Genomic DNA, 24335 nt, shown 5'->3' on the forward strand with positions numbered 1-24335 from the left:
AACTATGGGAATTCTGAGCAAAATGGTCTCCGAAAGTATGGGCACGCCGAAGTCCGAGGCGGAGACCGCTCGGCAGCAGCGCGCGGCGGCCGCGACCAAGCTCGGCGGTGACGGTGTAGAGCGGGCGCTCGCGATGAAGGAGCGCACGCTGTCCCAGCTCGATGCGGCCAGCATTCGAGACACCTCTCGCGACGAGCAGAAGCAGCAGGAACAGGAAGAGGGTTCGGCTTCTCCGCGCGCGCAGGTCACGTACAGCATGGAACTGACCGGCAACAAAGCGGTCCAGCACGCCCGGGACAACGGGTACGAATTCTGACGACTCCACATTCAGAGAAATTGTGAGTGTAGGACCCGCGGCTTCATCGGCTGCGGGTCCGTCGTTTGTCCGAAAAGATTGTCACAGCTCGTCTTGGCAGGTACAGGCACTGTTTTGATAGGCTGACAGATAGGTCGCAAGCCATTTCCGACGGGGTTGAATTAGTCGACCGGGGCGGGATTGCCGAAATCTATTTCGGCGTAAATGGACGAGGTGGGAGAAGTAATGGCGGCTCTGGTGAGAGTGAAGCGCGGCGTGGGCCGCTCGATGGTGGCAACGGGAGTTATAGCGAGCGTCGTCCTCGGGGGCGGCGTGGTGAACACACAGACGGCGACCGCACAGAGCCTGGGGCCGGGATGCACCGAGTACATGGCCTATCTGGTTCCGGGGACCACCGAGACGACCCCGGACGCGGATTCGAGCAAGCCAGCGGGCGTGTTGTCGAAGGTGGGTAACAAACTCGAGCAGGAATTCGGCAAGAAGATCACCGTGGTCTACGTGCCGTATTCGGCCAGCGCCTTCGACAAGGGGTTGACGTACGAGGCGAGCAAGAACAGCGGTGTGGCCGCCACGGCTGCGCTGATGGCCAAGTGCCCGGACTCGAAGATCGTTCTGTCGGGATACAGCCAGGGTGCCCACGTCGCCGGGGACGTGGCGTGGCACATCGGTCACGGCGACGGCCCCGTGCCCGCAGCAGCGGTCCGGGGCGTCGCCCTTCTTGCAGATCCCAAGCGCGGCACCGAGAAGCTCGTCGGCGCCAAGTTGTCGGGCGCCGGCGTCGCCGGTGAACGCAAGGGTGGCTACGGCTCACTCGAAGGTCGCATCAAGTGGGTCTGCGACGAAGCGGACATGTACTGCAACACGACCTCGGCCAACCCCTTCGTCGGGGTCATCGGCAAGGCGATCACCGGTTCCACGACCGACGAGGTCACCCCACTCGACGGGAGCATCAGCAATAGCGCAGGTGGCTTCGCCACTCTGGTCTCCGACTTCGGTGACAGCGACCTGACCGCCGTCAGCGACAAGGTCTCCGAACTCAAGAACAGGACGTCGGCGTTGACCCGCGACGGCGCCGGGGCACCGACGAAGGATCAGCTCGACAAGATCGGTGACTTGGCCAAGAGCCTGAACGCCACGTACACCTCCACAGCAGACATCAAGGACTTCGCCGACAAGAACGGAGCACGCGAGCTCCTCGGCGCGGAGAAGAGGGGCACACCCGGAGCGCAGACTTCGGAGGTGCTCGACACGCTTGATGGTGTGGACCTGAGCGCCCTGATCGCGAACACGGCGTCGATCGCCGACACCGCAGCAGGCCTGGCCGGCGGCGACACCAGCCGAGACACCCTCACCGGCGGCGGGGAAGCGCTCAAGAGCCTGGCGACGATGGGTCTCAACGTCGCATCCCAAGGTTCGGCGCTGAGCAACACCGACCGGGCCAACCTGACCGCCGCCACCGGCGTTCTGGGGAAGCTGAAGGTCTCGACGGTGATCGACACGTCGATGATGGCTCTGTCCACGGTGCTCTCGACTGACTACGCCGCCATCGGCAACAAGGTGTCCGCGCTCGCGGCGCAGCTGGCAGCATCCGACGCCAAGGCTGCACACGCGAGTGCGCGCGAGCTGAACGGCATGCTCGAACCGTGGGTCGACATGGCCGCGGCGGCGAACACCGAGCTGATGCCGATGGTCGCGAACATGGTCGCGTTGATCCCGGACCCGACCGGGGCCAGCAAGATCGCGGCAGAGGTGATGAGGATCCTCGCTCAGGTCGACATCAAGCGGTTGGCCGAGAATGTCGGCCTGGCGCAGGAGGTCGCGTGGTCGGTGGTCCAAGGAAATCCGGCCGAGGCCGCGCGGCTGGTGCCGATCGGCGTCGACATCGGGATGGTCGGACTGCAGGCCGTGCTCGGCGGACTGATGGGCACGCCGGTGGAAAAGACCGGGGCAAGCGCCGCCGCGGGCAACGGTGACCTATTGTCGCTGACATCTCAGTTGTTCGACAGTGTCGGTGGCGCAAGCGGTGTGCAGGATGTCAGCCAGTTGACCGGCGATCTCATGGACTTCGGTTCGTTCATCGCCAGCAACGTGCACACCAGCTCGTACACCTCCGAGACCCTGGTGAGCAACCTCAACTCGGTCGACTACCTGGCCGCGTATTTCGTGGTCCAGCTCGGCGGTGGCAAGTCAGCGAGCAGCACGCCCACGCCGACAAGCACGGAACCCAAGGCCAGCACCAGGAACCCGAGCTCGGGTACCACCACCGGGTAGCGGCAACCCGACGCCGGAGGTCGCGCCGTCGGGTTGCGGAGCGAATCCACGAGGACAGACGGATGCCTCCAGTGATCGGTGGTCACCGGTCACCGCGATCCACGCCGGGCGATAACGTGCGGAGTCCACCGATCACGAGAGGCACCCCAGGGGGAGATGATGAGCGATAGTGCCGGCGAACAGCTGTTGGCGCAGATCAAGCGCAAATACCGGCGCGAGATCGCGGAACTGAACGGTCACTTGTTCGACGACAGCGGTGACCGCATGCTCTTCCGGTCCCGGAAAGTCGAGGATTGGAACCCGCCCGGGATCACGGTGCGGTCCCTCCTCGACCGGCACACGACGCTGACGATCATGAACAGCTACGAACCGATCGATGACCTCGACCCGCACGCACCTCCCGGCGGTGTGCTGATCCTGTTGTCCGTTGCCGGGCAACACAAACTCCTGCACCAGCCGTTGCCCGTTCCCGAGGCCGAGGCCGATGCGTGGGCTCGTGCCGCATTCGGGCCCTGGGCTGAGCACGCCTATTACCAAGGCCCCCGAGGCGAACTCCGGTCCAAGAGAACTCAGGCCCTGTTCTACGCCGTCTATCTCGACCACCACCGGCAGCCCCGCGCCAACCCCGACCACACGTTGCCGCACGTGCCGCTGGCGAAGAAGACCGTGGCTGTGGGCTGATCCCCGGCGCCCTTGTGGCCGATCCGCCCGCAGATCCGTCCTGTATCGCGAGCAGAGAATTCGGCTACGACCCAGCGGCACGAGTCGCGACAGTGTGCAGTGGAACGGGAAGCGGCCCGGCGCCGCCTCGTCGACGGACTCGATCAGCGCGTCCTCATCTTCGATGCTCACAATGACGAAACACCGAAGTGCCCTCGGCGTGCACCTTGACGCATCACCCACCTGCACACCCGCGCGGGTTCCCGGATTCTCCGGCCATACGACATGCATAACTCGTGCGTATACAGTGTCTTCGCGAGACGGCGCGTGGAAATCAGGTGACTACCACCCAGGACCGCACGATCCCGACCAATCTTGATGTCTTGTCGTTGTTCTGCGGGTATGGGTGGGAGGTGGTGGCGTGTTCGAGATGTTCGATCGGTACGAGCTGCGGTCGAAGCTTGGGCAGGGTGGGATGGGGCAGGTGTGGCGTGCGTTCGATAGGACCACCGACCGACATGTCGCGCTGAAGGTGTTACCCGCAGAACTCGCTAATGACCGCGGGTATCGTGCCCGATTCGAACGGGAAGCCCGCGCCGCGGCCAAGTTGCAGCATCCGAACATCGTGCCCATCCACAACTTTGGTGAGGTCGACGGCCGGTTATTCATCGACATGGCGTTGCTCGAAGGGCGGGACCTGGATGCTCTGATTCGCAACACCGGGCCGTTGCCTCTGACTCAGGTCGCGCATGTGATCAGTCAGGTCGCGGGCGCCTTAGATGCCGCCCATGATGCGGGTCTGGTGCACCGCGATGTCAAACCGTCGAATATCTTCGTCCATCCCGGTGGGCATGCATACCTGATCGATTTCGGGATCGTCCACGCCGACGGGCAGGAAGGGTTGACGAGCGGATCACGCCCGATCGGAACGCCGGCGTACATGGCTCCCGAACGCTATGACGGCAAGGCTGGACCAGAGGGCGACATCTATGCTCTGGCGTGCGTAATGTTTGAATGCCTCACCGGTCGGAGGCCTTTCGACGGAGCAAGCATCGCTCAGCAAATCGCCGCGCATCTGACGAAGCCGCCGCCACAGCCCACCATGTTGGTGCCTTCACTGCCAACCATTCTCGACGAGATCATTGCCCGCGGCATGGCCAAGGATCCCACTGACCGTTATCTGACCGCCACTGCACTGGCCCGTACCATCGCCGCCAGCGGGGAGGCCGACGCCATGGTCAACCTCGGCGACATGCTTGCCCAGCAAGATCCGCCGGATACGAGTGGTGCGCGCCGCTGGTTCGAGCAGGCAGCTGCCGCCGGAAACCCCGAGGGCATGAGCAGACTCGGCCGCCTGCTTGAAGAGTTGGATCCGCCGGATAGGGCTGGGGCCCGCCGATGGTATGAGAAGGCCGCTGCGGCTGGCGACCCTTCCGGCATGTACTACCTTGGCTATCTCCTCGAAAACGACATGGATCCGCCAGATATCGCCGGGGCCCGCCGATGGTATGAGAAGTCCGCCCGGGCTGGCAATGTGTTCGCCATGGCGGATCTCGGATACTTGCTAACCCAGCAAGATCCGCCAGATATCGCCGGGGCCCGCCGATGGTATGAGAAGTCCGCCCGGGCTGGCAATGTGTCCGGCATGGCCGGCCTCGGCGATTTGCTTGCCCAATTGGATCCGCCTGACTTCGATGGCGCGCGCCAGTGGTACCAACCGGCCGCCGCAGCCGGAAGCACCTATGCAATGAGGAAGCTCGGTGATTTGCTAGAGAATCGGCTTGATCCGCCCGACCTGGACGGCGCCCATATCTGGTACGAGAGAGCCGCCGCCGTCCAGAAAGCACGCAATGCCTCCAGGCCATGACCAGTATGGCGTCCTGGAATCGGTGCAGCGCAACCCGCATGAGGGCGCTGACCGTGGTGTCGTGTTCGGCAGCCAAGGCCGCGAACTCCTGTGCGGTCTCCGGATCGAGCTTGATTTTGAGCATGACCAGCGGAATCGCTCAAAGCGCATCCGAGCGGATCGAGCGAAGGCGAGGACCGCGGATCTGGTTCGGTAGGGCATGAGCGCCACGTCTAGGCGGTCTCAATCTTCCGACCCCACCGCGTACGTCAGGAGCGCGACGCGCCCGCCATCCCAGCACCCCGGTCGTCGCCGAAACCGACGCCGAAGCAGTTCGTTTCTACGAGAAGACCGGTTTCACCAGCACCTCGCTCGGTGAGAAGTATCCCGGCGTCGAGAGATTCTTTGCCCGCCGGCCTCCGGACAGCTACCCGCCACAACGGTGAGTGCCCTGGCCAGAAGGATCGGGGGAACGCCCACTGAGCTCAGGCTTCGTGTCGGTCACCGCCTCTACTCTCACCGGTAACAGCAGCCGAAAGGGCACGGCGGGAGGACCATGTCGATCATCGACGGCATCCCCACGCTGCCCGGAATGCCCAACCCTCCGAACTCCGAGGTGGAGTTCGAACAACTCGCGTTGCTCGGGAAACCCCAGCCGATCCGAATCCCGGAGCGGCTGTGGCGGTCCTGGCTCGACGACCCGGGTGTGGTCGCCCGATTCGACGCCAAACGCTACTGGCGCGGCACTCGAAAGTGCGCGCCCTGGATCGCGAGTGTCTCGTCCACCGGGCACGGCTCGTTCCGCGCCGCGAGCTTGCCCGGTCCGTCCCGACGCGGCACCGTGCCCGCACACCTGTTCGCGTACCAACTCGAGTACGGGGTCATCCCGAGGCTGGGGTGGTCCGGTGCCGACGACGCCGTGCTGTGTCATCAGTGCGATTTCGCGGGTTGCGTGAATCCTCACCACTTACGGTTGGGCACCAATGCTGTCAACCGCACCGAGTATTTCCTGCGCCGTCGGAACCTGGCCAGCCCGCTCGCCGACGTCCGCGGCTCGGCCGGCCGTACCCGCGCCATCTCGGCCGCCATCCGCACCGGCCTCGCGCACGGCGACAGTGTCGAGGGCATCGAAGAACGGATCCGGTGTGCCGAAGTAGCCGGCTTGCCCCTCACCCTCTGGTAATCGTGTGCGCGAGAGGCCCCCGGGGTGATCAGTCGGGCTGTGTGTCGCGTCGCGCCTGGCGGCGGGCGTGCCGGGCCAGCAGGTGCGCCTTGTGCTTCTCGCTGCGGATGATCTCGTTGTTCACTGCTTGCTCGATCAGTCCGGGCTGGTCGAGCACACGGCGAGCGGCCAGGCGGACCAGCTCGGCGCGATTGGACCCCACGCGTGCGGCCAACTCATCGAGCTTGTCGCGCAACGGGTCGTCGAAGGCCACCTTGATCGCCGCGGGATAGCTCTCGGGTCGCAGATCACGCAGCGGGACAATATTTTCCAGGTCGCCGGCGAGGTCACCCGGTTCGTCGAGGAGGCGCCGTAGCACAACCCGAAAGAGTGCGGTGCCCAGTTTGTCGCCGTAGCGGCCGGCGAGCTGCCAGATCCGTTCTTTGCTCGACGGGTTGACCATCACGTCGATCCGGTCGGACAATCCGGTCCGCTCGGCTTCGCGGAGCATCGGGTGTTTGTAGCGGCCCGGCGCTTCCTGGAATCGGTGCAGCGCCACCCGCATGAGGGCGCTGACGGTGGTGTCGTGGTCGGCCGCCAGGGCGGCGAACTCGTGCGCCGTCTCCGGTTCGAGCTTGATTTTGACCATGACCAGCGGAATCGCTCGAAGCGCCTCCGAGAGTCGACGTTGTTCCGCGAGACCGCGGCCGACGCCTCTGGGTTTGGTGACCAGCCGTCGGCAGGCAACGCGGATCAGCGCCCCGAATCGTCGCGGCCCGATGCTCTCGGCCATCTGCTCGAGTCTGCGTTTGGTCTCCGGGTCGAAGCGAAGTCCGATCGGATCGCCTACGGGGATCCGGCCTGGCCTCGTATGCGTCATCCCTCGATCGTCTCGTCGCGTGTGCTCATGGTTGTGCCCCGGCATCGGGGGGGAGGTGATGCCGGGGCACAGGGGGGATGTCCTGAGAACAAAATTGGGGGGAGTTCAACAGAACGGGGCTATCCTACCCGAGCGAATATGCCGGTCTCACTGCGCACCAAGACAGCTGCCGCACCGACCGACTCGGCGTTTCGCGGGGGAACGGGTTGGCCGGCGGTCAGGCGTCGTTGGGGTCTTCCATCGGATTCGGGACCGTCGTCGAGGGATGGACCAGCGGTCGGCTTGAGGCTCCGGGCCGCGCATGCCGGGGCCCTGCCAGCGTTTCACCGTGCCGGGATGAACCCCGAGAAACTCAATGGTGCACGCCTGGTCTTGGAATGATCCCGCCGGGATGCGCTGAAACCCGTGCCTACTCGCCAGCTTGGTGATGATTCCGTGGTCGATCAACTGAGTGTGTCACCGGGTTCGAAGTACCGGATGGGGTTCTGTGTTGAGGGTCCGATCTGCTTGAAGCGGTACATCTCGCGTACCGCGTCGTCGGCGATCTGCCGACAAACTCGTAGCGATCCTCCAATGGGGTCAGTGCGGAGTCCACGTAGTGGGTGGACCCTCCGGGCAGCCACTGGGCGATGCGATAGACCTCCCGCACGACACCACCGTTGACCGCGAGGGCAAATTCGCAACTCTCGGCGCGACGCAGATCAACCCGCCAGGTTCCTCGCGTCGCATCGTAGAGGGCGGCGATCGCATCATCCGACGAGTCCTCGAAGCGAGAACCGAGGCGTTCGCGTGCCAGCGCGAGGCTGTTCGTCACAGTGATGGCGATACAGCGGTGCTCGAACCGTTCGAGCTTTCGCGCAGATAGTCGAGCGTGCACCGCGTCAACGGACATCCGACCGAATCGGCGAGCGCCATGCCCGACCACCTTGTTCGTCAGGTTCTCGAACCCGATCAGATCGATTGCTGCGGCCTCCACCTTGTACGCAGTGACTTCGTCGAGTCCGAACGCCAGGATCTCGATACGCGGTTCGAATCCCGCGCCACGGATTTCTGTGATCCGCTGAACCTTCTCGTGTTCCCCGGTGGCTGATAAATGAGCAAACGCCCGATTTCCCTGGCCTTTACCGACATAAAAGGGTTGGTCGCTGCGTGGATCGGTATACACGTAGACGTAAAAGGCTAGTTCTTCGATCTCATGAGCATCAAAACCAGCCGCCATAGCGACGATTGTGCCAGCGGAGAAGGATTGCGTGTGGCGCGGTAAGTACGATCCTGACCTGCTTGGTCAGGACGACCACTCGCGGGTGCAGCTCGAGTCAGCCGTTCTCGACCGAGCCCCATCGTGATGTGTCTAGCCGCGACTGTGATCACCGTGACTTCGGCGCCGCGAGCGCGCGATCTACTTCCCGCACCAGCAGACGTGCAGCGCCGCTGCCCAGCGCTTGCTGCAAGGCGCGGCCTGCACCCATTGCCGCCGCCGCTGCGAAACCACGCTTGTGCCGTGCCCTCCAGACCACGGATCGAGCGTTCTTGTAGAAGTCGCGCGCGGCACCGGCTTGGCTTGGTGCTGCCATCGCCATCGCCCGGAACAGCGCCTCTACGACGACCGGCTGGAGGAGATGAGCGATTCGTTCGAATCCTTCGACCGCGAGTGGGATCGCGTGCCCCGCCCGGTCTCGCATGTCGGCGATGCCCTGCGTGCGATCGAGAATCCTGCGTCCGAGCTCGGCGAATTCCGCCTCCGAATGCGGCTCGGTTCCTCGGAGCAAGGCGACTGACATGGCCAGGGCTGCGACCGTCTCGAGGACCGGGCGCGAGCCGTCTTCGGTGCCGGCTGTGCCGAAATCGGCAATCGCTTGACGCTTCACCCGCGCGACCAACGCATCGACGTTCTCGCCCGGGTGCCGGCGGGCCAACTCGTCCATTTGTTTCCTCGACTCGGGAAGCTGCCGGGCGAATATCTCCCCGAGCCACCTTGCGATGTCATCGATGTTCGGCACCACCTGAGTGTCGTTCTTGGTCTGCCCGGAGGTCCCCACTGCCGGCAGGGCGATCGCGGGGCCGTGGGCGCTCGCGTCGTCGAGCTGTCCGAGCGCGTCGAGAGCGTCGTCCCAGCTAACCGACTCGTCAGCGGTGGGTACCGGGCTCTGCGTCACCGAGATGTACACATCAATCGCCCTCCGCACGGACCGTGTGTCCTCGAGCAGTCTCCTGCGAAGGAGGCGTTGCGCATGGCCAGTCGGTTCCACCGGCAAGACGTCGCGGAGATCGCTCAGGATCGCCGCCAGATCCTCGGTCGCAGTCCATTCCGTGTCGAGCCGATCGAGTATCCGCTCAGCCGCTGACGACCGCTCGGAGTCCACCCCAGCGCGGTCGTCATGCGATGCCTTCACCAGCTCGATGGCGGCGATCTCCTGAGCCGCCATCAGCAGCCGAAGTCGTTGGACCCAGCTTCCGTCGGCGACCGCAGAGGCAAGGCCTTTCGCGAGCTGATCTTCCGGCGTCTCCACGAGTCCGGCCGCCCCGAACCGGACGGAGGCACGCAGGTCAGCTATCATTTCGTCGAGCACTTCCGAAACCTGGGTGTCGGCCGCGGTCGGCGCGCCTCCGGATGCTTCCTTCGCCGGTGGTCGCCGTCGTTCGACTCGCAATTCGGTCAGCAGTGGTGCACCGGGAATGGCGATGGGTCCGATGACCTCGGCGTCTGAGGTCGTCAACTGCGCGCCCGCGTCTGCGGCATCGGACAACCGTTGTCGCCACGCGGAGGCTGCCGCCTCCGCCAGGATCGCTGCGTACATGCTGGGGTCGAGGGTGCGCAGGACGGTCAGCGGCCCATCAGGTGCACCGAGAATCTCGACGGTCACCTCGTCGTGCATGTCGGCGGACACCACGGTGGTCTCGCCGTCGTTCGATAAGACAACCAACGCGTCGAAGTCGCCGGGCTCGACCCCCTCGTCCGTCAGTACCTGAGCGACGATCGGGAGATCAGCGGCCGCGAGGCGAGTTCGATTGCCGCCGCTCGACACCTCGTACGCGGTAACACCGATTTCGTCCCCGACCACCAGTTGTAGACGTCTCCGCACGATCGCGACGGCCTGCGCTGCACCCATAACGGGGATCGTACGGCCAATGTGAGTACTTGCCTCTCGTCGAACGGGACGGAGTGCAGATGGGCACGCATAAGCGCGTTGGTGAGCGCCCAGCGCGCGTTCGGCAACGGCCGGCGCTCTTCCCGAAGGAGATCGAGGACCGGAGTCGTCCACCATGCAGGCACCGACGACTACGACCTGGCGCCCATCATTTCCTCAGGAAGTGTTTGACGATGGATCGTACGGCGGCGGAGCATGCCACCCACACCGGCGCTACCACAATGGCGACGATCAACACCAGAGTCGGGGTGGATATGAAGGCCAGCATTAATACTTCCCTTGAATACGTCCGTCGTCAGCGTCCACCAGCTTGTGAGCCAGCGGATGGGAGCACCGTACTGGTGTTCGCCAGTGAGCCCCATGGATGATCCGGAACCCAAGGTATAAAAGTCAACCTGGCCTCGGGAATCGTGGCAACGGGGCAGGCGCATCCCTCTCAGGTTTAACAACAGCCATGAGGTCGTAGACCGAGGATGGAACACTACCGAGAGAGAGTAGGAACACCGACACTGACGGTTGCGGGATACACGCGGATTGGACTGACCTTATGGCCGGGAACGCTGCCAGGGAGCTGTTGAGCAACGGAACCGATGACCGCGTGACGGTCTTCGACGACGGCCGGATCAAGGTGTGGTCGCTGAACCACCTCTGGGTGGTCGAATCCGCAGAGCGGCATACGGCCCTCGGGGAGAGCGTGCTTCTCACCGTGGGTCGATTTCTCAGCGATCCCGACCAGCCAGGAAAGCGGGAGATTCCGGGTTTCGTCGTCCCGACAGACCCTTCGAAGGGGCGGACATCGGCCGGAGCGGTCGGAATCAGTAACGGGTCGTTCGTCGAGTTCCTACACGACGGGAGCATCATCGTCGGTAACGACGTCCGCGACATCAAGGAAACCTTCAACGGCGAGCGTGAGCAATTGGTGAAGTCGAAATCGGGTCGCGGAGGGTCCGTGATGGTGACCTTCTCGGGCACGATGACACCCCGCGCTCTGCGGAACTTCGACCATATGATCGCAATCTCCGAGAGCACCCTCCCCGTCCCAAATCGGCTGCAGCCGGGAGAGTACGAGATCACGGAGGGAAAGATCAAGCGAGACTAGGCACGCCGAACAGCCTGGTGCAATCACAAGTGCGGGACCGAATGCAACGTCCTGAGCCGGGGCGGGGGCGCAGTCGCGCCAGATCCTAAGAGCAATTATCGAGCGTTGCGGCCGGTTCGGGGCGTTGTCACAGCAGGAGCTGGCGCAGTTGCTGCCAGCTTCTTGCACTGTGCAGGGCCGGCCAGCTGCGACGAGTGATAATTCGGTTTCGTCGGCATTGGCGAGGCCAAAAGGGTAACTATTAATAGAGTTGCCGCACCTTACCGTGGTTCGGTCGCGAGTTTCTCTTTGCTTTCTGCGTATGCCAGCAACGAAGACTGGACCATTTGGGCATCTGGATAGCTGACGTTTCCTCCGGATGCATAGTAAGTCTCGGCGTACGCGTGCCCGCGATAGCCACCGCACTTCCAACCGTCGTTGAAGTAGAAACACCACGATTCGGGGGTCTGTGTACTAGCCCGGGTTGGTGAAGTTTCACCCCTTTCGCGACGGCCGGTCTCTCCGCTGAAGATGCCGTACTGAACTCTCCCTCTCGCGGCCGCGGCTTCTGGAGTGGGATACACCTCGACCTGGGCTGTCGTCTCCGATTTGCCGGTCTTCGTTCCGGCGTGCCACTCCATCGGTATTTTCACCACTGCGATATTGCTTACGGCGCTCGCGTCCCGGGTCCCGTACGCTTCCGGATCGTCAGCTGTGAGCGTTCCTGGAAGTCGTTGGTCGAACGGACCAACGAGAAGAGCATTGGCCATCTCGCGTGTATCAACCTTCGAGTCCGACGAGCCGGCCTGAGGATTCACAAGAAAGACTGAAAGCGCGGAGGCTGCAGCGATGAACACTGCTGTCGGAGAACCGAGTCGTTTACGCCAATGTGGTGGCACGACGAATACGACGGCTGCGGCCATCAGACATGCTCCCGCGAAGAAGAGGATTCGCAATTTGTCGTTTGCTACCGCCAGGGCCAGCACTACCATCACAGCGACTGTCCCAGCACTCAGCAGAAGGGCCAGCAAGATTCGCAGCCACGGCTGCCTGGTGTTCCTTATGTCGGTACTGGTCGACGGTCTACCCTGCGTGTATCCCGACAATGGGCCTTGCGCGTATTTGTGCGGTGGTGTCTCCCGTTGCCTGGATCCAGCTTGCGAGGGTGATTGCCGGGGTGACCGTTCTTGGGACTGTACTGACGGGGAGACGAACTGCACGTCCATCACTTGCCCGCCGGGATCGCGGATGACGACTTCGCCGCCTCCCGCTGTAGCGACCTCTCGGTGTGCGACCTCGATCGCCTCTGAACAGCTGTTGTGTAATGAAGTCGGCAAAACTTGGGGCCGATCGCGCACTGCCCATTTTCCGCGACCGACCGGATCGACTATTCGGCTTACTGACATATCGAGTCACACATTCATCAAGGCACTCGCGGAGAGGTCCACTTTCAGAGCACACGGATGCCGCACTGGATCGGGGCGTGCTGTCTACTCGGTTGCGAGTTTCTCTTTGTTCGCCGCATAGTCCCCCAGAGATGAGGTTATTGCTTGCGTAACACCCCGGTAAGGACTCGGGGTGGGCCTCAGCCAGGTCTCAACGTACGCGTGCCCGCGGGACGCGCCGCAGATGAAGAGATTCTGCGGTACCACTGCTTCGAAGCAGAACCCATCCACTGTCTGGCCCTGGGGATCGTGCTCTCCATACGCAGTTTCCCAGCGGTCTAGTTGAGCGTTTCCTCTAGCACTAGCGGCTCCAACGGAGGGGTATACCTCAACGGATGCGTATACAGACGAAATTTTCCCGGTGGGGTCTTCTATTGGCACCTGGACGGCGGCGAGCTTTTGGACCGCAGATGGATCTTTAATCCCGATCCCGTGGGGTTCTCCAGCCTGGAGGGATGCCGGGAGCTTCTGGTCGAAGGGCCCGGCCGCGACGTACATCGCCATTTCTCGTGTATCGACTTGCGGCGCACCCGCATCTTTCTGGGGACTTACAAGGAAGACCGAGAGTGCAGAGGCTGCGGCAATGAACACGGCGGTAGGTGGGCCTAATCGCGTTCGCCAATGTGTAGGCAAGACAAACACCACCGCAGCAGCCATCAGGCAGGCGCACGCGAAGAAGAGGATCCGCAGTCTGGCGTCTGCTACCGCCAAGGCCAGCACTACCATCACAGCGACTGTCCCGGCACTCAGTAGTATGGCTAACAGGATTCGCGGCCACGTCCGCCTGGTGTTTTCGATCGGCAATTGCATGTTGGAGTCCGAAGACGGTCCACCATCCTGGGTGTATCGCGGCGACTGATCTTCGCGTGAGGGGTCTGCTGACATATCGAGTCACATTCATCAGGCATGCATGGAGAAGACCGGTCTGTTTAGTTTCCCCCTCAGCCTTGGGATATGTCATTGGTCGTTTGCAATGCGAAGAGCCTTCTGCATAGTCATGCGGCTGTTCGGATCGTCTTCGAGCGGATAGGCCCACGGTCTTCCCGCGCCTATCCGACGTGTGGGCACCAACCAACGACCCGCGCCAAAGGTCGCGCACCAGCGCAACCTCGCTGTGGACTGGCTCCATCCCGATCCAGATGGTCAGGGCACACCGATCGGCCGAGACCACTGTCGGCACTGCGAACCCACAGATTCGGCTTTTGACGTCGCCTCTGCGGCGACGGTCCCATCCTCACCGGCTTCCTCGCCGACAGCGCATCCACCGGCGGCACTCCGGATTCGGTGCTGCGCTGGTTAAGCGTCGCCGGGTGGGCCACGACCCCGGCGCTGCGGTGTCCCGATCACATCTGACGTGGACTTCACCCCTTTACGATGTGGAGGAGTCACAGGAAAGCCGCCGACACCTTCCCCGATGTCAGCGGCCCTCATCCCCTCCGGAGAACGCTGCGCACCGCAGGTCTTACCCCGGTCCGGGGGTGACAGTGACGCCATATCGCCTCTCGGCAAGTGGTCGCTCGAAGCGACTTTTCTGATGTGGTACCCGGGGTATGCGCGCCACCGTCAGCCGTTCGGGAGTGTTCCGGCGCCGAGGTGTGTCCGACGACCTGCAGGAGTCCCGACTCGTGGTCAGTGCGCGTCGCGGAAGGCCTGCTCGACCTCGGTGGGGATACGCCCGCGCACGGAGAGCTCGTAGCCCTGCTCGATCGCCCAGGTCCGGATCTTCTTCGTTTCGTCCCGCCGCCGCTTCGCGGTAGTGGGGTTGGCCGACCGGTCCGCGCGGTGCTTGCGGCCGCCGACCCGAGTGGAGTGCTCGATGTAGTACTGAAGGGTCTCGCGGAACTCCTTGGCGTGCTCGTCCTTCAGATCGATCTCGTACTCGACTCCGTCGACGGCATAGTGGATGCTCTCGCCGTCGTCCCCGATGGCGGTGCCGTCGATGTCGTCGACGATCTCTACTACGACCTTGCGTGCCACAGATTTCACTCCTCGAGGTCTTCGGTTCGGATCACATGACAGTACTGGTGGTGCCAGGAACACGGCCGCGAGCTCAGCACAGTCGGCGGCCGCAGGCGACGACAGGATGGCGACGCGAGACCTTCTCCCTGGAGCTACGTGGCCGCGCCGAGAAAGCAACAGGCCCCGTCCCTGCTCGCGTGAGCAGGGACGGGGCCTGTTGGTGGCGCAGTACGTGGACATCCGGTCAGACCGCGGATCGCGCTGGCCGATCGATCTCGACGAATGGGATGGGATCAGTTTCCACCTCGAACACACGCAGCAGATTCGCCGAATAGTGGATGTCACCGGCGACGCGGTGAGTTGTGCCGCCACATTCGGCGACCCGGTCGAGCAAGAGCTGGGTGCGCGCGGGATCTCGCTGCATTCGCACTGCCCGAAACGACGAGGCATCGACGATCCGGTAGGAGAACATCGCGTCGACCTCGGGCATCCAGCGCTTCAGGAACGCGCGATCCATGCGATGCGAACTGCCAGCCAGTTCGGTGTTGGAATCGACGCCCCATCGCGTGAGGGTGTCCACGATGTCAGCCTGGTATCCCGACAGGTCCGCCGGCGGCGAACCGGCGGCGAGCGCACGCTCGAGGTCGGTGAAGAGTCCATTGTCGGTGTGCATCTGCGCCACGAACGCATACTTGGGATCGGTCCGGAGCCGGTCGATCAACGCGGCGGTGCCGGTTGTGACCGGCAAAATCTCGAAGCGGTCAATCGGTTCGAAGTCGATGGAGTACAACGCGAACCCGATCTCGAGAATCTCCTCAGTGGGAGCGTCGACGCCGGTCGTTTCGAGGTCGACGAATACGAATCCTGGGACGGACATGGTGTGGTGCCCCCGTTGTGTCGGTGTGTGATTGCGCGGCCGCCGCGTCGCGGTGACCGGAGGTTCTCTGGCAGAGATCGTCGTCGATGGGTACGACATGGAATCGGTTCTGCAGCATGCCGTCTGTCGTGCTGGCGCCGACGATCTCACCACCGTTGAAACGAGAACGACGTTGCCGCGGTATCCGGAGTTCTCGATGCCGTGGGCGACCGCCCCGCCAGGTGTGGTCAGCCAGGAGCCCTGGGTTGCTTCGGGCTCAGTGCGTCGCGAGGTCGGTGTTCCAACGCTGTCGCGAGGGTCAGTCGATGGTGATCCCGGCGCTGGTACATGCGATGGTCACGACCGTGTGCGGTCCCGGATTTCCGATCGCCTGCTCGAGGTCGGCGGCGAAGTCGGCCATGTCCTCGACGTAGACGTCATCGCTGTCGCCGTCGCTGTAGTCGACCTGCGCGGTGTCGCAGAAGAAGTACCCGTTGTCGAACAGCTCCGAGACGATCTCGATGCGGCGAACACTGCGACCGGTCTTGCTCTCGATGTGTGCCACCAGCTGGTCCTGTACCGGTAGGAATGGGTACCGATGGCCGTGGGTGAGAGCGGCGTGAACGTCGAGGGTCGCCGTGGTCGGATCCCGCTTCCAGACGCCGAATTTGCCATGGGGGAGGCGGCGGAACATGCAGACGAGCTCGTTGGTGAGCTCGGGGCTGACGACGTCGTGGGGGAGCTGCTCGATGCGGCCACCGCCGGCGCACAGGAGGGATCCGAAGGTTCCGTCGGTATCGACCGCCGACACGACCACCGATTCGGTCTCGGGGTGGGCGGCCCGCGCGATCACGGCGAGCGCGTGGCCGATGATGTCGCGGTGCGCGGCGCAGCGCTCCTCGATTTCGCGGCACAGGTCGCGGAGGTGATGGTCGACGCGGCGCATCTGGTCCGGTGTGAAGACGGCGGATGCTGTCATGGCGTGGACTCCGTTTCTGGTGAACTCTGGTCGGCGGCGGGCTGGGTGGCCGAGTCGACAGCCGGAGCGATCTGGACGACGCGATACCTGACGCCGCCGAGATGGTCGGTCCACCGCGTGATCACGGTGGCGTCGTCCAGATCGTCGTCAATCGTCGGGGCGTCGGTGGGTAGCTCGGCGCTGTAGGCCAGAGCATCCTCTCGGCACCAGTTGGCGACCTGGGCGCGCGCCGCGGCTTCGCTGGGGAACACGGCCACGTGATCGAGATCGTGGTCGGCGGGGGTCTGCAGTTGTGCGATCCAGCAGTCAGAGACGATCTCGCTGACGCGGACCGTCCGCGCGTCGTGTCGATAGTCGCCCGCTCCCGCCGCCTTCGTCGCTTCGTCACGGTGGTACTTGTCGGACAGGCGGATCACCGTGTTCCACTCGGCGCCGAGCACGTCGACCAGATGCCGAAGATCGGCGACCAGGTCGGCGACCCAGTTCAGAATGTCGGTGTCGTTGACCGTGTCGTCGTCGCATTCGCCGTCGGTGTAGGCGGACAACGCGATGTAGGCCGAGCACAGTGCCAGAAGGTGGGTTTCGGTGCGCGCGACAGGGATGTCGCGGGTAGCGAAGGTCGACATGAGGGGGTCCTGTCTGTTTCGGGGAGGGCGGGATGGGCAAACGACCCGAAACGAGGTCAGTCGCCGTGGCGATGTGGTCGGTGTGTGCTCACCGTGCGGCGGTTCAGTCGCGTTCGATGACCGCGGTACCTACGTGTTCGCCGTGTACGTCGATCAGGTCGAAAGCCGGGCGCTGATCGGACCAGTTCTCCGGGTCCGGCACGGCGAGGTCACCCGTGTCGGCCTCACGCAGGATCGACTCGAGTTTGGAGAAGGCTGCGGATACGTTGGTATGGCTGGATTCGTGCGAGGGGGGTTGATCGTGGGCGTCGGCGCCGAGGATGGTGAGGGTGAAAGCGTCACTCATGCTGGGTGTTCTCCTGGTGAGGGTGTTGTCGTGTGGTGTCCCGCGCGCAGCGATTCGATGACCGCGAGCGTGTGTGCCGCAGCAGCTTCGGATCCGTGACCGGTCGGGACGTAGTAGTTCAGGTCGATGCCGTCGGGCCCGTACTGCTGGGCAGGGCCCACCCCGTACGGGTGATCGTGCGGGTAGAGGTAGCCGCGCCCGTGGCCGAGAGCAGCGGCGCCCGGGTAGTGCGCATCGCGTAGGTGCGGGGGCACCGGGCCGGTACGGCTGGCGGCGACGTCGGCCATCGCGGCATCGATCGCGGCGAGCACGGAGTTCGATTTGCGTGCGGTGCAGATGTGGATCACCGCCTGGGCCAGGTTGATCCGGGCTTCGGGCAGACCGATCGTGGCCACCGCGTAGCTGGCTGCGTGGGCGACCAGCATCGCGGTGGGATCGGCCATGCCGACGTCCTCGGAGGCATGGACCAGGATGCGGCGAGCGATGAACCGGGGATCCTCACCGGAGGCGATGAGCCGGGCCAGCCAGTGCAATGCCGCGTCGGGGTCCGAGCCACGCATGGCTTTGACGAACGCCGAGACGATGTCGTAGTGCTGGTCGCCGTCACGGTCGTAGCGCAGCAACGCGGTCGGCGCCACGGCCTCCACGTCGCAGAGCAGCACCTGCCGGCGTCCGTCGGCGAGTGCGACACCTGCGACGAGCTCGAGAACAGTGAGCGCTTGCCGCGCGTCACCCGAGGCAGTGTCGGCGATGACGAGCGCGCTTTCCCGAGGCAGCTCCACGGCATTGTCGAGACCGCGCGGGCTGGTGACGGCGTTGTCGAGGATCGCCGCGACACTCTCGCGCGACAGCGGCTCCAGGCGCACCAGGACCGCCCGGCTGCGCAGCGCCGGGTTCACCGAGAAACTGGGGTTCTCGGTGGTGGCGCCGATCAGGGAGACCGTCCCCGATTCCACGGCTGGGAGCAGGATGTCCTGCTGTGCCTTGGAGAAGCGGTGGATCTCGTCGATGAACAGCACGGTGCCCACCGCCGGGGTCTGAGCAAGAGCTTTCTCGGCGTCGCCGACCGCCGCGCGCACGTCTTTGACTCCCGCGCTGGTGGCCGAGAGTTCGACGAACCGTTTCGCGGTCGTCTCGGCGATGATGCGAGCGGTGCTGGTCTTGCCGGTCGCCGGCGGCGCCCACAGCAACACCGAGGGCACACCGATCGCACCCGAGACCAGTTGATGAAGGGGCGACCCCGGGTAGAGTGCGTGCCCCTGGCCGACCAGTTCGGCCAGGGTGCGGGGCCGCATCCGGGCGGCGAGCGGCTGCTGATTCGGCACGGTCATGGCATCTGCCTTTCGAGTGATCCGGGGACTGCGGGGAAGGGCTTCCCCCGGCCACGACTCAGCTCAGGAGCCTCTCGAGAGCTGCGGTCTGCAGCTCGTCGTGGATGCGGTGGAAGCGATCTGCGACGACCGGCCACGATGCTGCGATGGCTTCGCTGATGTCGGTGTCGCTGGCGGCGAGCAATCGTTCACGATCTGCGGCGCTGAGTTCGGAACTGTAGGCAGGGTCCGCCTGATCGCGCACACCGTCCACCGTCACCACCCGCAGTTCGAGCGGCGGGGGGAGCTGCACCGGTGCCGCGGCCGGCAGTGGGCGAGCGAAGGTCTCGGCGGCACGCCGGATCAAGCTGTTGGCATAGTCGACCACCCCGGCGAGGACGGAGACGGCACCGAGCTCGTCGTCGTCGCCCTCTTCGAGAACCGGCAGTTCGAGAAGGTTCTTGATGCCGGGGTCCATGATCAGCGGGGCAGCGCCCACCATCACCGACAACGAGAGGTGATGGTCGTTGGTGATCTCGCCGTACTGGTCGCAGTGGAAGTCGGCGAAGATGTGGACGGATGTGTCGCTGTCGTCGACGAGGCGAAACAGATCGCGGCGAACTGGGCCGGCGCGGTCCTCGATCAGTTCCCGAACCATGTGGATCAGGTCGGTTCGGTTGTCGGGGTCGTGCGGGTCCAGCTCTTGGAATCGTTTGTCCAGGTCGGACCACTCCTCGGAGCTGTCGACCAGATCGGTCGCGGCATGGAGATCGAGCGTGATGTGCAGCATGGCGTGTACGTGTTCTTCCTATTTCGAGGTTGCGCTGAGGGCATCGGGTGTTCGCGCCAGCCCCGACGCCGGTTCCCGGCGGGGCATTCGTCCGAGAGGTCACCGCGGACCGGAAGTGGGGGAGTAGGAGCGGGCCCCGGGGTGCTGCGTGGTGCCCCCAGGGGCCACGTGCGACGTGAGTTCGCAGCCGTCAGTCCGCGATCAGGGCGAAGACCGCGGTGAGGGGCCAGGTGCGCAGCTTCCTGTGCTGGTCGGCGAACTGCACGACGGAGTCGTCGACGCCGACGATGACACCGGCGACAGCTGTCATCTGCTCGCGATGGAAGACGAACAGAGTTCCAGTGGTCGCTCCGAACCCGACACCGACACGGTCGGAGATCAGCATTGCGACCGAGCGCGGATCACCGTGGCCGTCGGCGGCCTGGGCGATCGGGGCGGTCGACGAGACGAGGCGATCGAGAGCGGAGTCGAGCGACACCGCATTGCACGAGTACGGGCCGAACGCGGGGATCGTTCGCTCGGCAACCAAGCCGGCCAGGGTGCGCGTCATGAGGTCCATCGCTGTCTCCTTGGGTGTGTTCTGCGAGGACAGGGTCACTGCGGACTTCTCGAAAGGGCTGTCAGGCACCAGAAGCCACGCATTCCCCTGTGGGTCTGCGCGTGCTTCCGGCCTGGGCGTCGCCCAGGCTCGTATGTGTCCGGCCACGAGAACGACCGGCTCGCGAGGTCGTCAACGATGCACCGGATGGTGCCGGCGTCCGTCGCCACGGGGTCGGGGCGAGTATCAGCCCAGCTCGATAGTCAAGAGGATCGAGCGCGGCATCATCGCATCGGGATGTAATGTCGCTCGTCATGGATCTTCCCCGGCTCTTCATCGGTTCCTCCTCCGAAGGCAGCACCGTCGCGCACCACCTGCAAGCGGTGTTGGAGGGTCGCAAGGTGTGCGAGGTTGACGTGTGGGATCAGGGCATCTTCGAACCAGGGGGAAGCGCACTCGACTCGTTGCTGGAGGCCGCGGGGCGTTCGGATTACGCCGTTCTGGTGGCGACCCCGGACGACGTAACTGTGAGCCGGGGCGATACGGCCGTCGCGATGCGAGACAACATCGTCTTTGAGTACGGCCTGTTCCTGGGGGCCCTCGGGCGAAGTCGAACCTATCTTTTGGCTACCACCAGGGACATGAGGTTGCCGACGGACATCCTGGGTGTGACGCGGTTGCCCTACGCGGCACGGTCGGACGGGAACGTGCGCGCCGCGGTCAACGATGCTGCGCTACAGATCGCCGGCCAAGTTGAGCGGCATGGTCGTCGAGCGGGCGGCAGGTCACCTGTACGCGCATCCGCCGAGGCGGATGACGATGCCCGACGTCTCGAGCAGGAGCTCGACCTATTGTGCGCGAACGCTGTGGCGCAGGGCTGGACGGTCAAGACGAACAGCGCGACGACGCTGCGGCTCGTGCCGCCGAACCGAAAGAACGCCGCGCACACGCTCAGCAAGCGAAACAGTCACGCCACTCGCGAGGAGCTGCGCAAATTCGTGGCTGAGCTGCGCGCCGACGGCTTGAGAGTCAACAACGCAATCAGCGCTGCACCTGATAAATCGCCGTTCTGACTGCGGCATGTCCCCCTGTACGACGACCATGCGGTCCTGCCGCACAGGGAGACGGCGCTCAAACTCGGGCACTACCGAGAACACCCATAAGGGCCGCCGCGCCTTGGCCCCATCCAGCGCAGCACAAGTTCGTATGATCATTGGCGTCGCGCCTCCGATCCACCGCCACCAGGACGGTGGAACGTGCTATGCCTTCCACGGCGGACACAGTGTAGCGGTGCCGCCCACTCACGAAACCGAGGTGCTGTTCAGAATTCGCCGTCGAGGACGGCCAGCAGCTGCTTGAGGGTCGCGTCGGCCCGGGCTTCGACGTCGTCGAGAATGTCGGCGACGTCGGACAGGACCTCCTGTGTCGCGTGGCGAGCTTCGATGCCGCGCTCGTAGTACAGATCGTCGAGGACGACCTCGGGGTACACCTCGGGCTGGTAGTCCTTGGGAACCTCGTCGAGTCGCTGCTTGCGGTGGTGCGGGCGATGTACCGGAGACTGGCCGGACACGTGCGCGGCGAGAATGCTCGCGATCGACTGCGCGGACAACGCGGACCGGTCGAAGGGTGTGTGCCCCCAGCGGTCGATCGGGGTGAACAGCGGAGCGGTCATCCGCTGCGCCACCCTCTCCTCTGTCACGGAACGGGGCAGAAACTTGGTGGGCAAGGTGTCGGCGGCGAGACGATCCGCAAGGAGGGCCGTCGACGGGGCGCGATCCTGGAATTCGAGGACCTGAAGCCACCGCCGATACACCTGCGCGGGCGAGAGTGAACCCGGGTGAGCGAACGGTTCGAGGCGGATCGGGTGAACGCTCTCGATGACCAGAGCCTCGCCGTCGACGCTCAGGTCACCGCGGTGCAGGGCGCTGATCTGCTCGAAGCTCAGGCCTGAGGCAGCCAGGAGCAGGACCAAGCCGTCACGGCGGCCGAACAGCCCCGCCGTCCAGCCGGCTGTGGGGAGGCGGTCGATGATTCTCGCAACGGTCGACGCCAGGTGCGAGAGCCGTGCGGCGCGAGCCTGATTGAGCATCCTCCGGATCGTGTCTGCGCTACCCGGAGCAGGGTGCCCAGCGATGCGATGGACGGTGTTGATGGTCGCGACGCGGCGCCGCTGTGTGGCCAGCGCAGCGGGATTCTCTGCGATGAACTGCGCCAACGCGACCGGATCGGCGGGAAGGGCCGCCAGGTCGGCGCCGGCACACCAGTCCTCGAACAGCGCCCACACGGAGCGATCCTTCGCTCCGAGAGTGGTCGCAGTTGCATCGAACGCAATTCCGCTCAATTCGTGCATCAGAGCCCGATGTCGGCGACGGCGTTGCCGATCAGTGGGGTGTACTCGCGGGCGTACACCTCGAGCATCCCCGGCGTCTTGTGGCCGGTCTGGCGCATGATCGCGTGCGCGTCGGCACCGTTGCGGAAGGCTTGGGTGACGAACCCCGCGCGCAAAGAGTGCCCACCGAGCGCAGCGACGAGGTTCTCGTCGTATCCGGCCGCACCAGCCCGGCGGCGCACGGCACCGTGCACCGCAGCACCGGACAGTGCAGTGGTGGACACGTTTCCGTTCTTCGCGATGGATCGGAACAACGGTGTATGAGGGGAGATCCTCGGTACGGCACCACGGCACAGGTGACCATCGAAATCGGGGGCGGTGCGCAGCAATCGGATCACCGCGGACCTGCCACCGCGTTCGTGGGCTGCGACGACCTCCCACCACCGCAGCGCCGCGCACGGTGGGCAGCTGGTGTGCGAGACGGTGAACGGGAGCGCCCGGACGACGCCGTGACCGTCCTGGTCGATCTTGGACTTGCGCAGACGCACGTGCAGCCCATCGAGTTGGTGCACCGCGACATCGCCGCACCGCAGGCCGACGAGTTCGCTGCGCCGGAATGCACCGGCGAAACCCATCAACAGCAGAGCACTGTCACGGCGCTCGAGCACCTCGCTGGCCCATCCGGTAACAGCCTCCCGGGCGACAGTCACCATCGTGACGATGTCGGTAACCAGCAGAGGTGCCATTTGTTTGCGGGGCCGATCGCCGGCAGAGGCGTAGGTACGGCGAATCCCGGAGAGGGTGGCTCGGACGGTTTCGTGATCGGTCGGGCTGATGTGGCCACTGCGACGGTGGGTGTGCGAGATCCCGGCCACCCATTTGGCGAGGGTGGCCGGCGCGAACGCCCGCTCGCCATCGGGTGTGAAGGTGTCGGCGGCATCGACGAGATACGCGGCCACAGTGGCCGGGTGAGCGGGTAGAGCGACGTGCCCGTTCGCCTGACACCAGCCCTCGAACCGGCGCCACGCCGAGGCATAGGCCCGCATGGTGCCGTCCGCACGCGAGGCGGACATCGACTCCGTGATCCTTGCCGCCATCGAGTCGGTCAGGTCGGGCACCGCGGCCGCGGTCACACCGTTTTCCCAGGTGACAGGGACTACCGCTCGTTGGGACGCCATGGGGCCACCATATCGGCTCCTGCCGACATCCAAATGCACGCTGAGGTGGCGTTTTGCCCGAGACGCTGCGGGAAGCCGACTCCTCGGCGCCATTGAGTCGATATCGACGCCGAACTCGCCCAGCTCAACCCCAACAGCTACCGCACGGTGCGCCACGGTAATCTGCTGCCAGTTTCGGATGTCGAATGCACCGTGAGCCAGGTAACGGGCGTCATGTCGTCAGCGATACACGGGGCATGGTCGGGGAGGACCTGGAGTTGATGAATGCGTTCGATTCGCACCATTACCGTTTTGGGAACAACGGCCTTGATGATGTTCCTGGTGGCTGGCACTGCGTCAGCAAGCCCGCCTAGCCCTGACCCGATTTGGTATTCCTGGTTCCCGACCAGGGAAATGGGCGATGCGTTCAGTCAGTTCATGTGGGTTATTACCGGCTGGATGACTGGCTACGGCCACTCTTAAGGAGTCATAATGCCAACTTCACCTTGGGACATTTTCCCGTACAACTTTTTCAACTGGATCGGCACTCTGATAGCGCCTTTCTTCGGCGGTGGATCATGAGCGGCAACTCGACTGAGCGGAATGAGTGGTTGCCATGATCGGAAATCTGCCTGACC

General features: G+C 64.4%; 22 protein-coding genes and 1 pseudogene. 7 read left to right on the top strand and 16 right to left on the bottom strand.

The features are described from left to right. Positions 1 to 22: 22 nt before the first annotated feature. The 5 genes from CA951_RS02545 (at position 23) to CA951_RS02565 (ending at position 6276) form a co-directional block, all read left to right on the top strand. Entirely contained in the window at positions 23 to 316 is a 294-nt protein-coding gene (locus CA951_RS02545) for a hypothetical protein (protein ID WP_143542970.1), read from the top strand. A gap of 225 nt (positions 317 to 541) precedes the next feature. After that, positions 542 to 2587 carry a cutinase family protein gene (locus tag CA951_RS02550; RefSeq protein WP_179220085.1) on the top strand — a complete coding sequence of 682 codons (2046 nt, stop codon included), beginning with the start codon at positions 542 to 544 and terminating at the stop codon, positions 2585 to 2587. Between the two features lie 159 nt (positions 2588 to 2746). Next, the gene (locus tag CA951_RS43270) at positions 2747 to 3268 is read left to right on the top strand and encodes a hypothetical protein (RefSeq protein WP_179220086.1); all 522 of its coding nucleotides are present in this window, start codon (positions 2747 to 2749) and stop codon (positions 3266 to 3268) included. Positions 3269 to 3677: 409 nt separating this feature from the next. Continuing rightward, entirely contained in the window at positions 3678 to 5114 is a 1437-nt protein-coding gene (locus CA951_RS02560) for a serine/threonine-protein kinase (protein ID WP_256973287.1), read from the top strand. Positions 5115 to 5649: 535 nt separating this feature from the next. Next, positions 5650 to 6276: a hypothetical protein gene (locus tag CA951_RS02565; protein WP_087555372.1), complete on the top strand. Its 627-nt coding sequence runs from the start codon at positions 5650 to 5652 to the stop codon at positions 6274 to 6276. A 28-nt stretch (positions 6277 to 6304) separates the two neighbouring features. Here CA951_RS02565 and CA951_RS02570 read toward each other — a convergent pair whose 3' ends face one another. The 3 genes from CA951_RS02570 to CA951_RS02580 form a co-directional block, all read right to left on the bottom strand. Then, entirely contained in the window at positions 6305 to 7135 is an 831-nt protein-coding gene (locus CA951_RS02570; RefSeq protein WP_087555373.1) for a CopG family transcriptional regulator, read from the bottom strand. Between the two features lie 409 nt (positions 7136 to 7544). After that, complete coding sequence (locus CA951_RS42630; protein WP_143542972.1) at positions 7545 to 8354, bottom strand: hypothetical protein; 810 nt, start codon at positions 8352 to 8354, stop codon at positions 7545 to 7547. A 148-nt stretch (positions 8355 to 8502) separates the two neighbouring features. Continuing rightward, a complete protein-coding gene (locus CA951_RS02580; RefSeq protein ID WP_087555375.1) occupies positions 8503 to 10245 on the bottom strand; it encodes a hypothetical protein in 1743 nt (580 codons plus the stop codon). Between the two features lie 613 nt (positions 10246 to 10858). On the opposite strand from CA951_RS02580, the gene CA951_RS02585 reads away from it, so the two are divergent. Beyond that, positions 10859 to 11383, top strand: coding sequence for a hypothetical protein (locus CA951_RS02585; RefSeq protein ID WP_218780477.1), 525 nt, complete (start codon positions 10859 to 10861; stop codon positions 11381 to 11383). A 260-nt stretch (positions 11384 to 11643) separates the two neighbouring features. Here the strand turns inward: CA951_RS02585 and CA951_RS02590 are convergent, their stop codons facing one another. From CA951_RS02590 to CA951_RS02630, 11 genes and pseudogenes are all read right to left on the bottom strand, one after another. After that, the gene (locus tag CA951_RS02590; RefSeq protein WP_256973233.1) at positions 11644 to 12354 is read right to left on the bottom strand and encodes a hypothetical protein; all 711 of its coding nucleotides are present in this window, start codon (positions 12352 to 12354) and stop codon (positions 11644 to 11646) included. A gap of 240 nt (positions 12355 to 12594) precedes the next feature. Continuing rightward, positions 12595 to 12768 (bottom strand): annotated as a pseudogene (locus CA951_RS45015) (DUF2188 domain-containing protein); the annotation flags it as partial. A gap of 84 nt (positions 12769 to 12852) precedes the next feature. Next, positions 12853 to 13311, bottom strand: a complete 459-nt coding sequence (locus CA951_RS42635; RefSeq protein ID WP_143542973.1) for a hypothetical protein — start codon at positions 13309 to 13311, stop codon at positions 12853 to 12855. A 1125-nt stretch (positions 13312 to 14436) separates the two neighbouring features. Continuing rightward, the gene (locus CA951_RS02595; protein ID WP_087555378.1) at positions 14437 to 14784 is read right to left on the bottom strand and encodes an Lsr2 family protein; all 348 of its coding nucleotides are present in this window, start codon (positions 14782 to 14784) and stop codon (positions 14437 to 14439) included. Between the two features lie 226 nt (positions 14785 to 15010). Next, positions 15011 to 15643 carry a hypothetical protein gene (locus CA951_RS02600; RefSeq protein WP_087555379.1) on the bottom strand — a complete coding sequence of 211 codons (633 nt, stop codon included), beginning with the start codon at positions 15641 to 15643 and terminating at the stop codon, positions 15011 to 15013. Positions 15644 to 15941: 298 nt separating this feature from the next. Beyond that, a complete protein-coding gene (locus CA951_RS02605) occupies positions 15942 to 16601 on the bottom strand; it encodes a hypothetical protein (RefSeq protein ID WP_087555380.1) in 660 nt (219 codons plus the stop codon). Next, complete coding sequence (locus CA951_RS02610) at positions 16598 to 17227, bottom strand: hypothetical protein (RefSeq protein WP_087555381.1); 630 nt, start codon at positions 17225 to 17227, stop codon at positions 16598 to 16600. Before CA951_RS02610 ends, CA951_RS02605 begins: the two co-directional genes overlap by 4 nt. A 103-nt stretch (positions 17228 to 17330) precedes the next feature. Continuing rightward, a complete protein-coding gene (locus CA951_RS02615) occupies positions 17331 to 17573 on the bottom strand; it encodes a hypothetical protein (RefSeq protein WP_087555382.1) in 243 nt (80 codons plus the stop codon). After that, positions 17570 to 18904 carry a replication-associated recombination protein A gene (locus CA951_RS02620; RefSeq protein WP_087555383.1) on the bottom strand — a complete coding sequence of 445 codons (1335 nt, stop codon included), beginning with the start codon at positions 18902 to 18904 and terminating at the stop codon, positions 17570 to 17572. Before CA951_RS02620 ends, CA951_RS02615 begins: the two co-directional genes overlap by 4 nt. Positions 18905 to 18962: 58 nt before the next feature. Beyond that, on the bottom strand, positions 18963 to 19673 hold the full coding sequence (locus tag CA951_RS02625; protein ID WP_087555384.1) for a hypothetical protein: 711 nt from the start codon (positions 19671 to 19673) through the stop codon (positions 18963 to 18965). A 190-nt stretch (positions 19674 to 19863) separates the two neighbouring features. Continuing rightward, the gene (locus CA951_RS02630; RefSeq protein ID WP_143542974.1) at positions 19864 to 20232 is read right to left on the bottom strand and encodes a hypothetical protein; all 369 of its coding nucleotides are present in this window, start codon (positions 20230 to 20232) and stop codon (positions 19864 to 19866) included. Between the two features lie 293 nt (positions 20233 to 20525). Between CA951_RS02630 and CA951_RS02635 the strand changes: the two genes are divergently transcribed. Continuing rightward, positions 20526 to 21284, top strand: a complete 759-nt coding sequence (locus CA951_RS02635; protein ID WP_179220088.1) for a TIR domain-containing protein — start codon at positions 20526 to 20528, stop codon at positions 21282 to 21284. A 248-nt stretch (positions 21285 to 21532) separates the two neighbouring features. Here CA951_RS02635 and CA951_RS02640 read toward each other — a convergent pair whose 3' ends face one another. Beyond that, positions 21533 to 22561, bottom strand: coding sequence for a recombinase (locus CA951_RS02640; RefSeq protein WP_087555387.1), 1029 nt, complete (start codon positions 22559 to 22561; stop codon positions 21533 to 21535). Continuing rightward, the gene (locus tag CA951_RS02645) at positions 22561 to 23718 is read right to left on the bottom strand and encodes a site-specific integrase (protein ID WP_087555388.1); all 1158 of its coding nucleotides are present in this window, start codon (positions 23716 to 23718) and stop codon (positions 22561 to 22563) included. Before CA951_RS02645 ends, CA951_RS02640 begins: the two co-directional genes overlap by 1 nt. Positions 23719 to 24335: the final 617 nt, after the last annotated feature.

Origin of the sequence: Rhodococcus sp. NCIMB 12038 (assembly GCF_002165735.1) — a bacterium.
In the GTDB taxonomy this organism is placed as follows: Bacteria; Actinomycetota; Actinomycetes; order Mycobacteriales; family Mycobacteriaceae; genus Rhodococcus_F.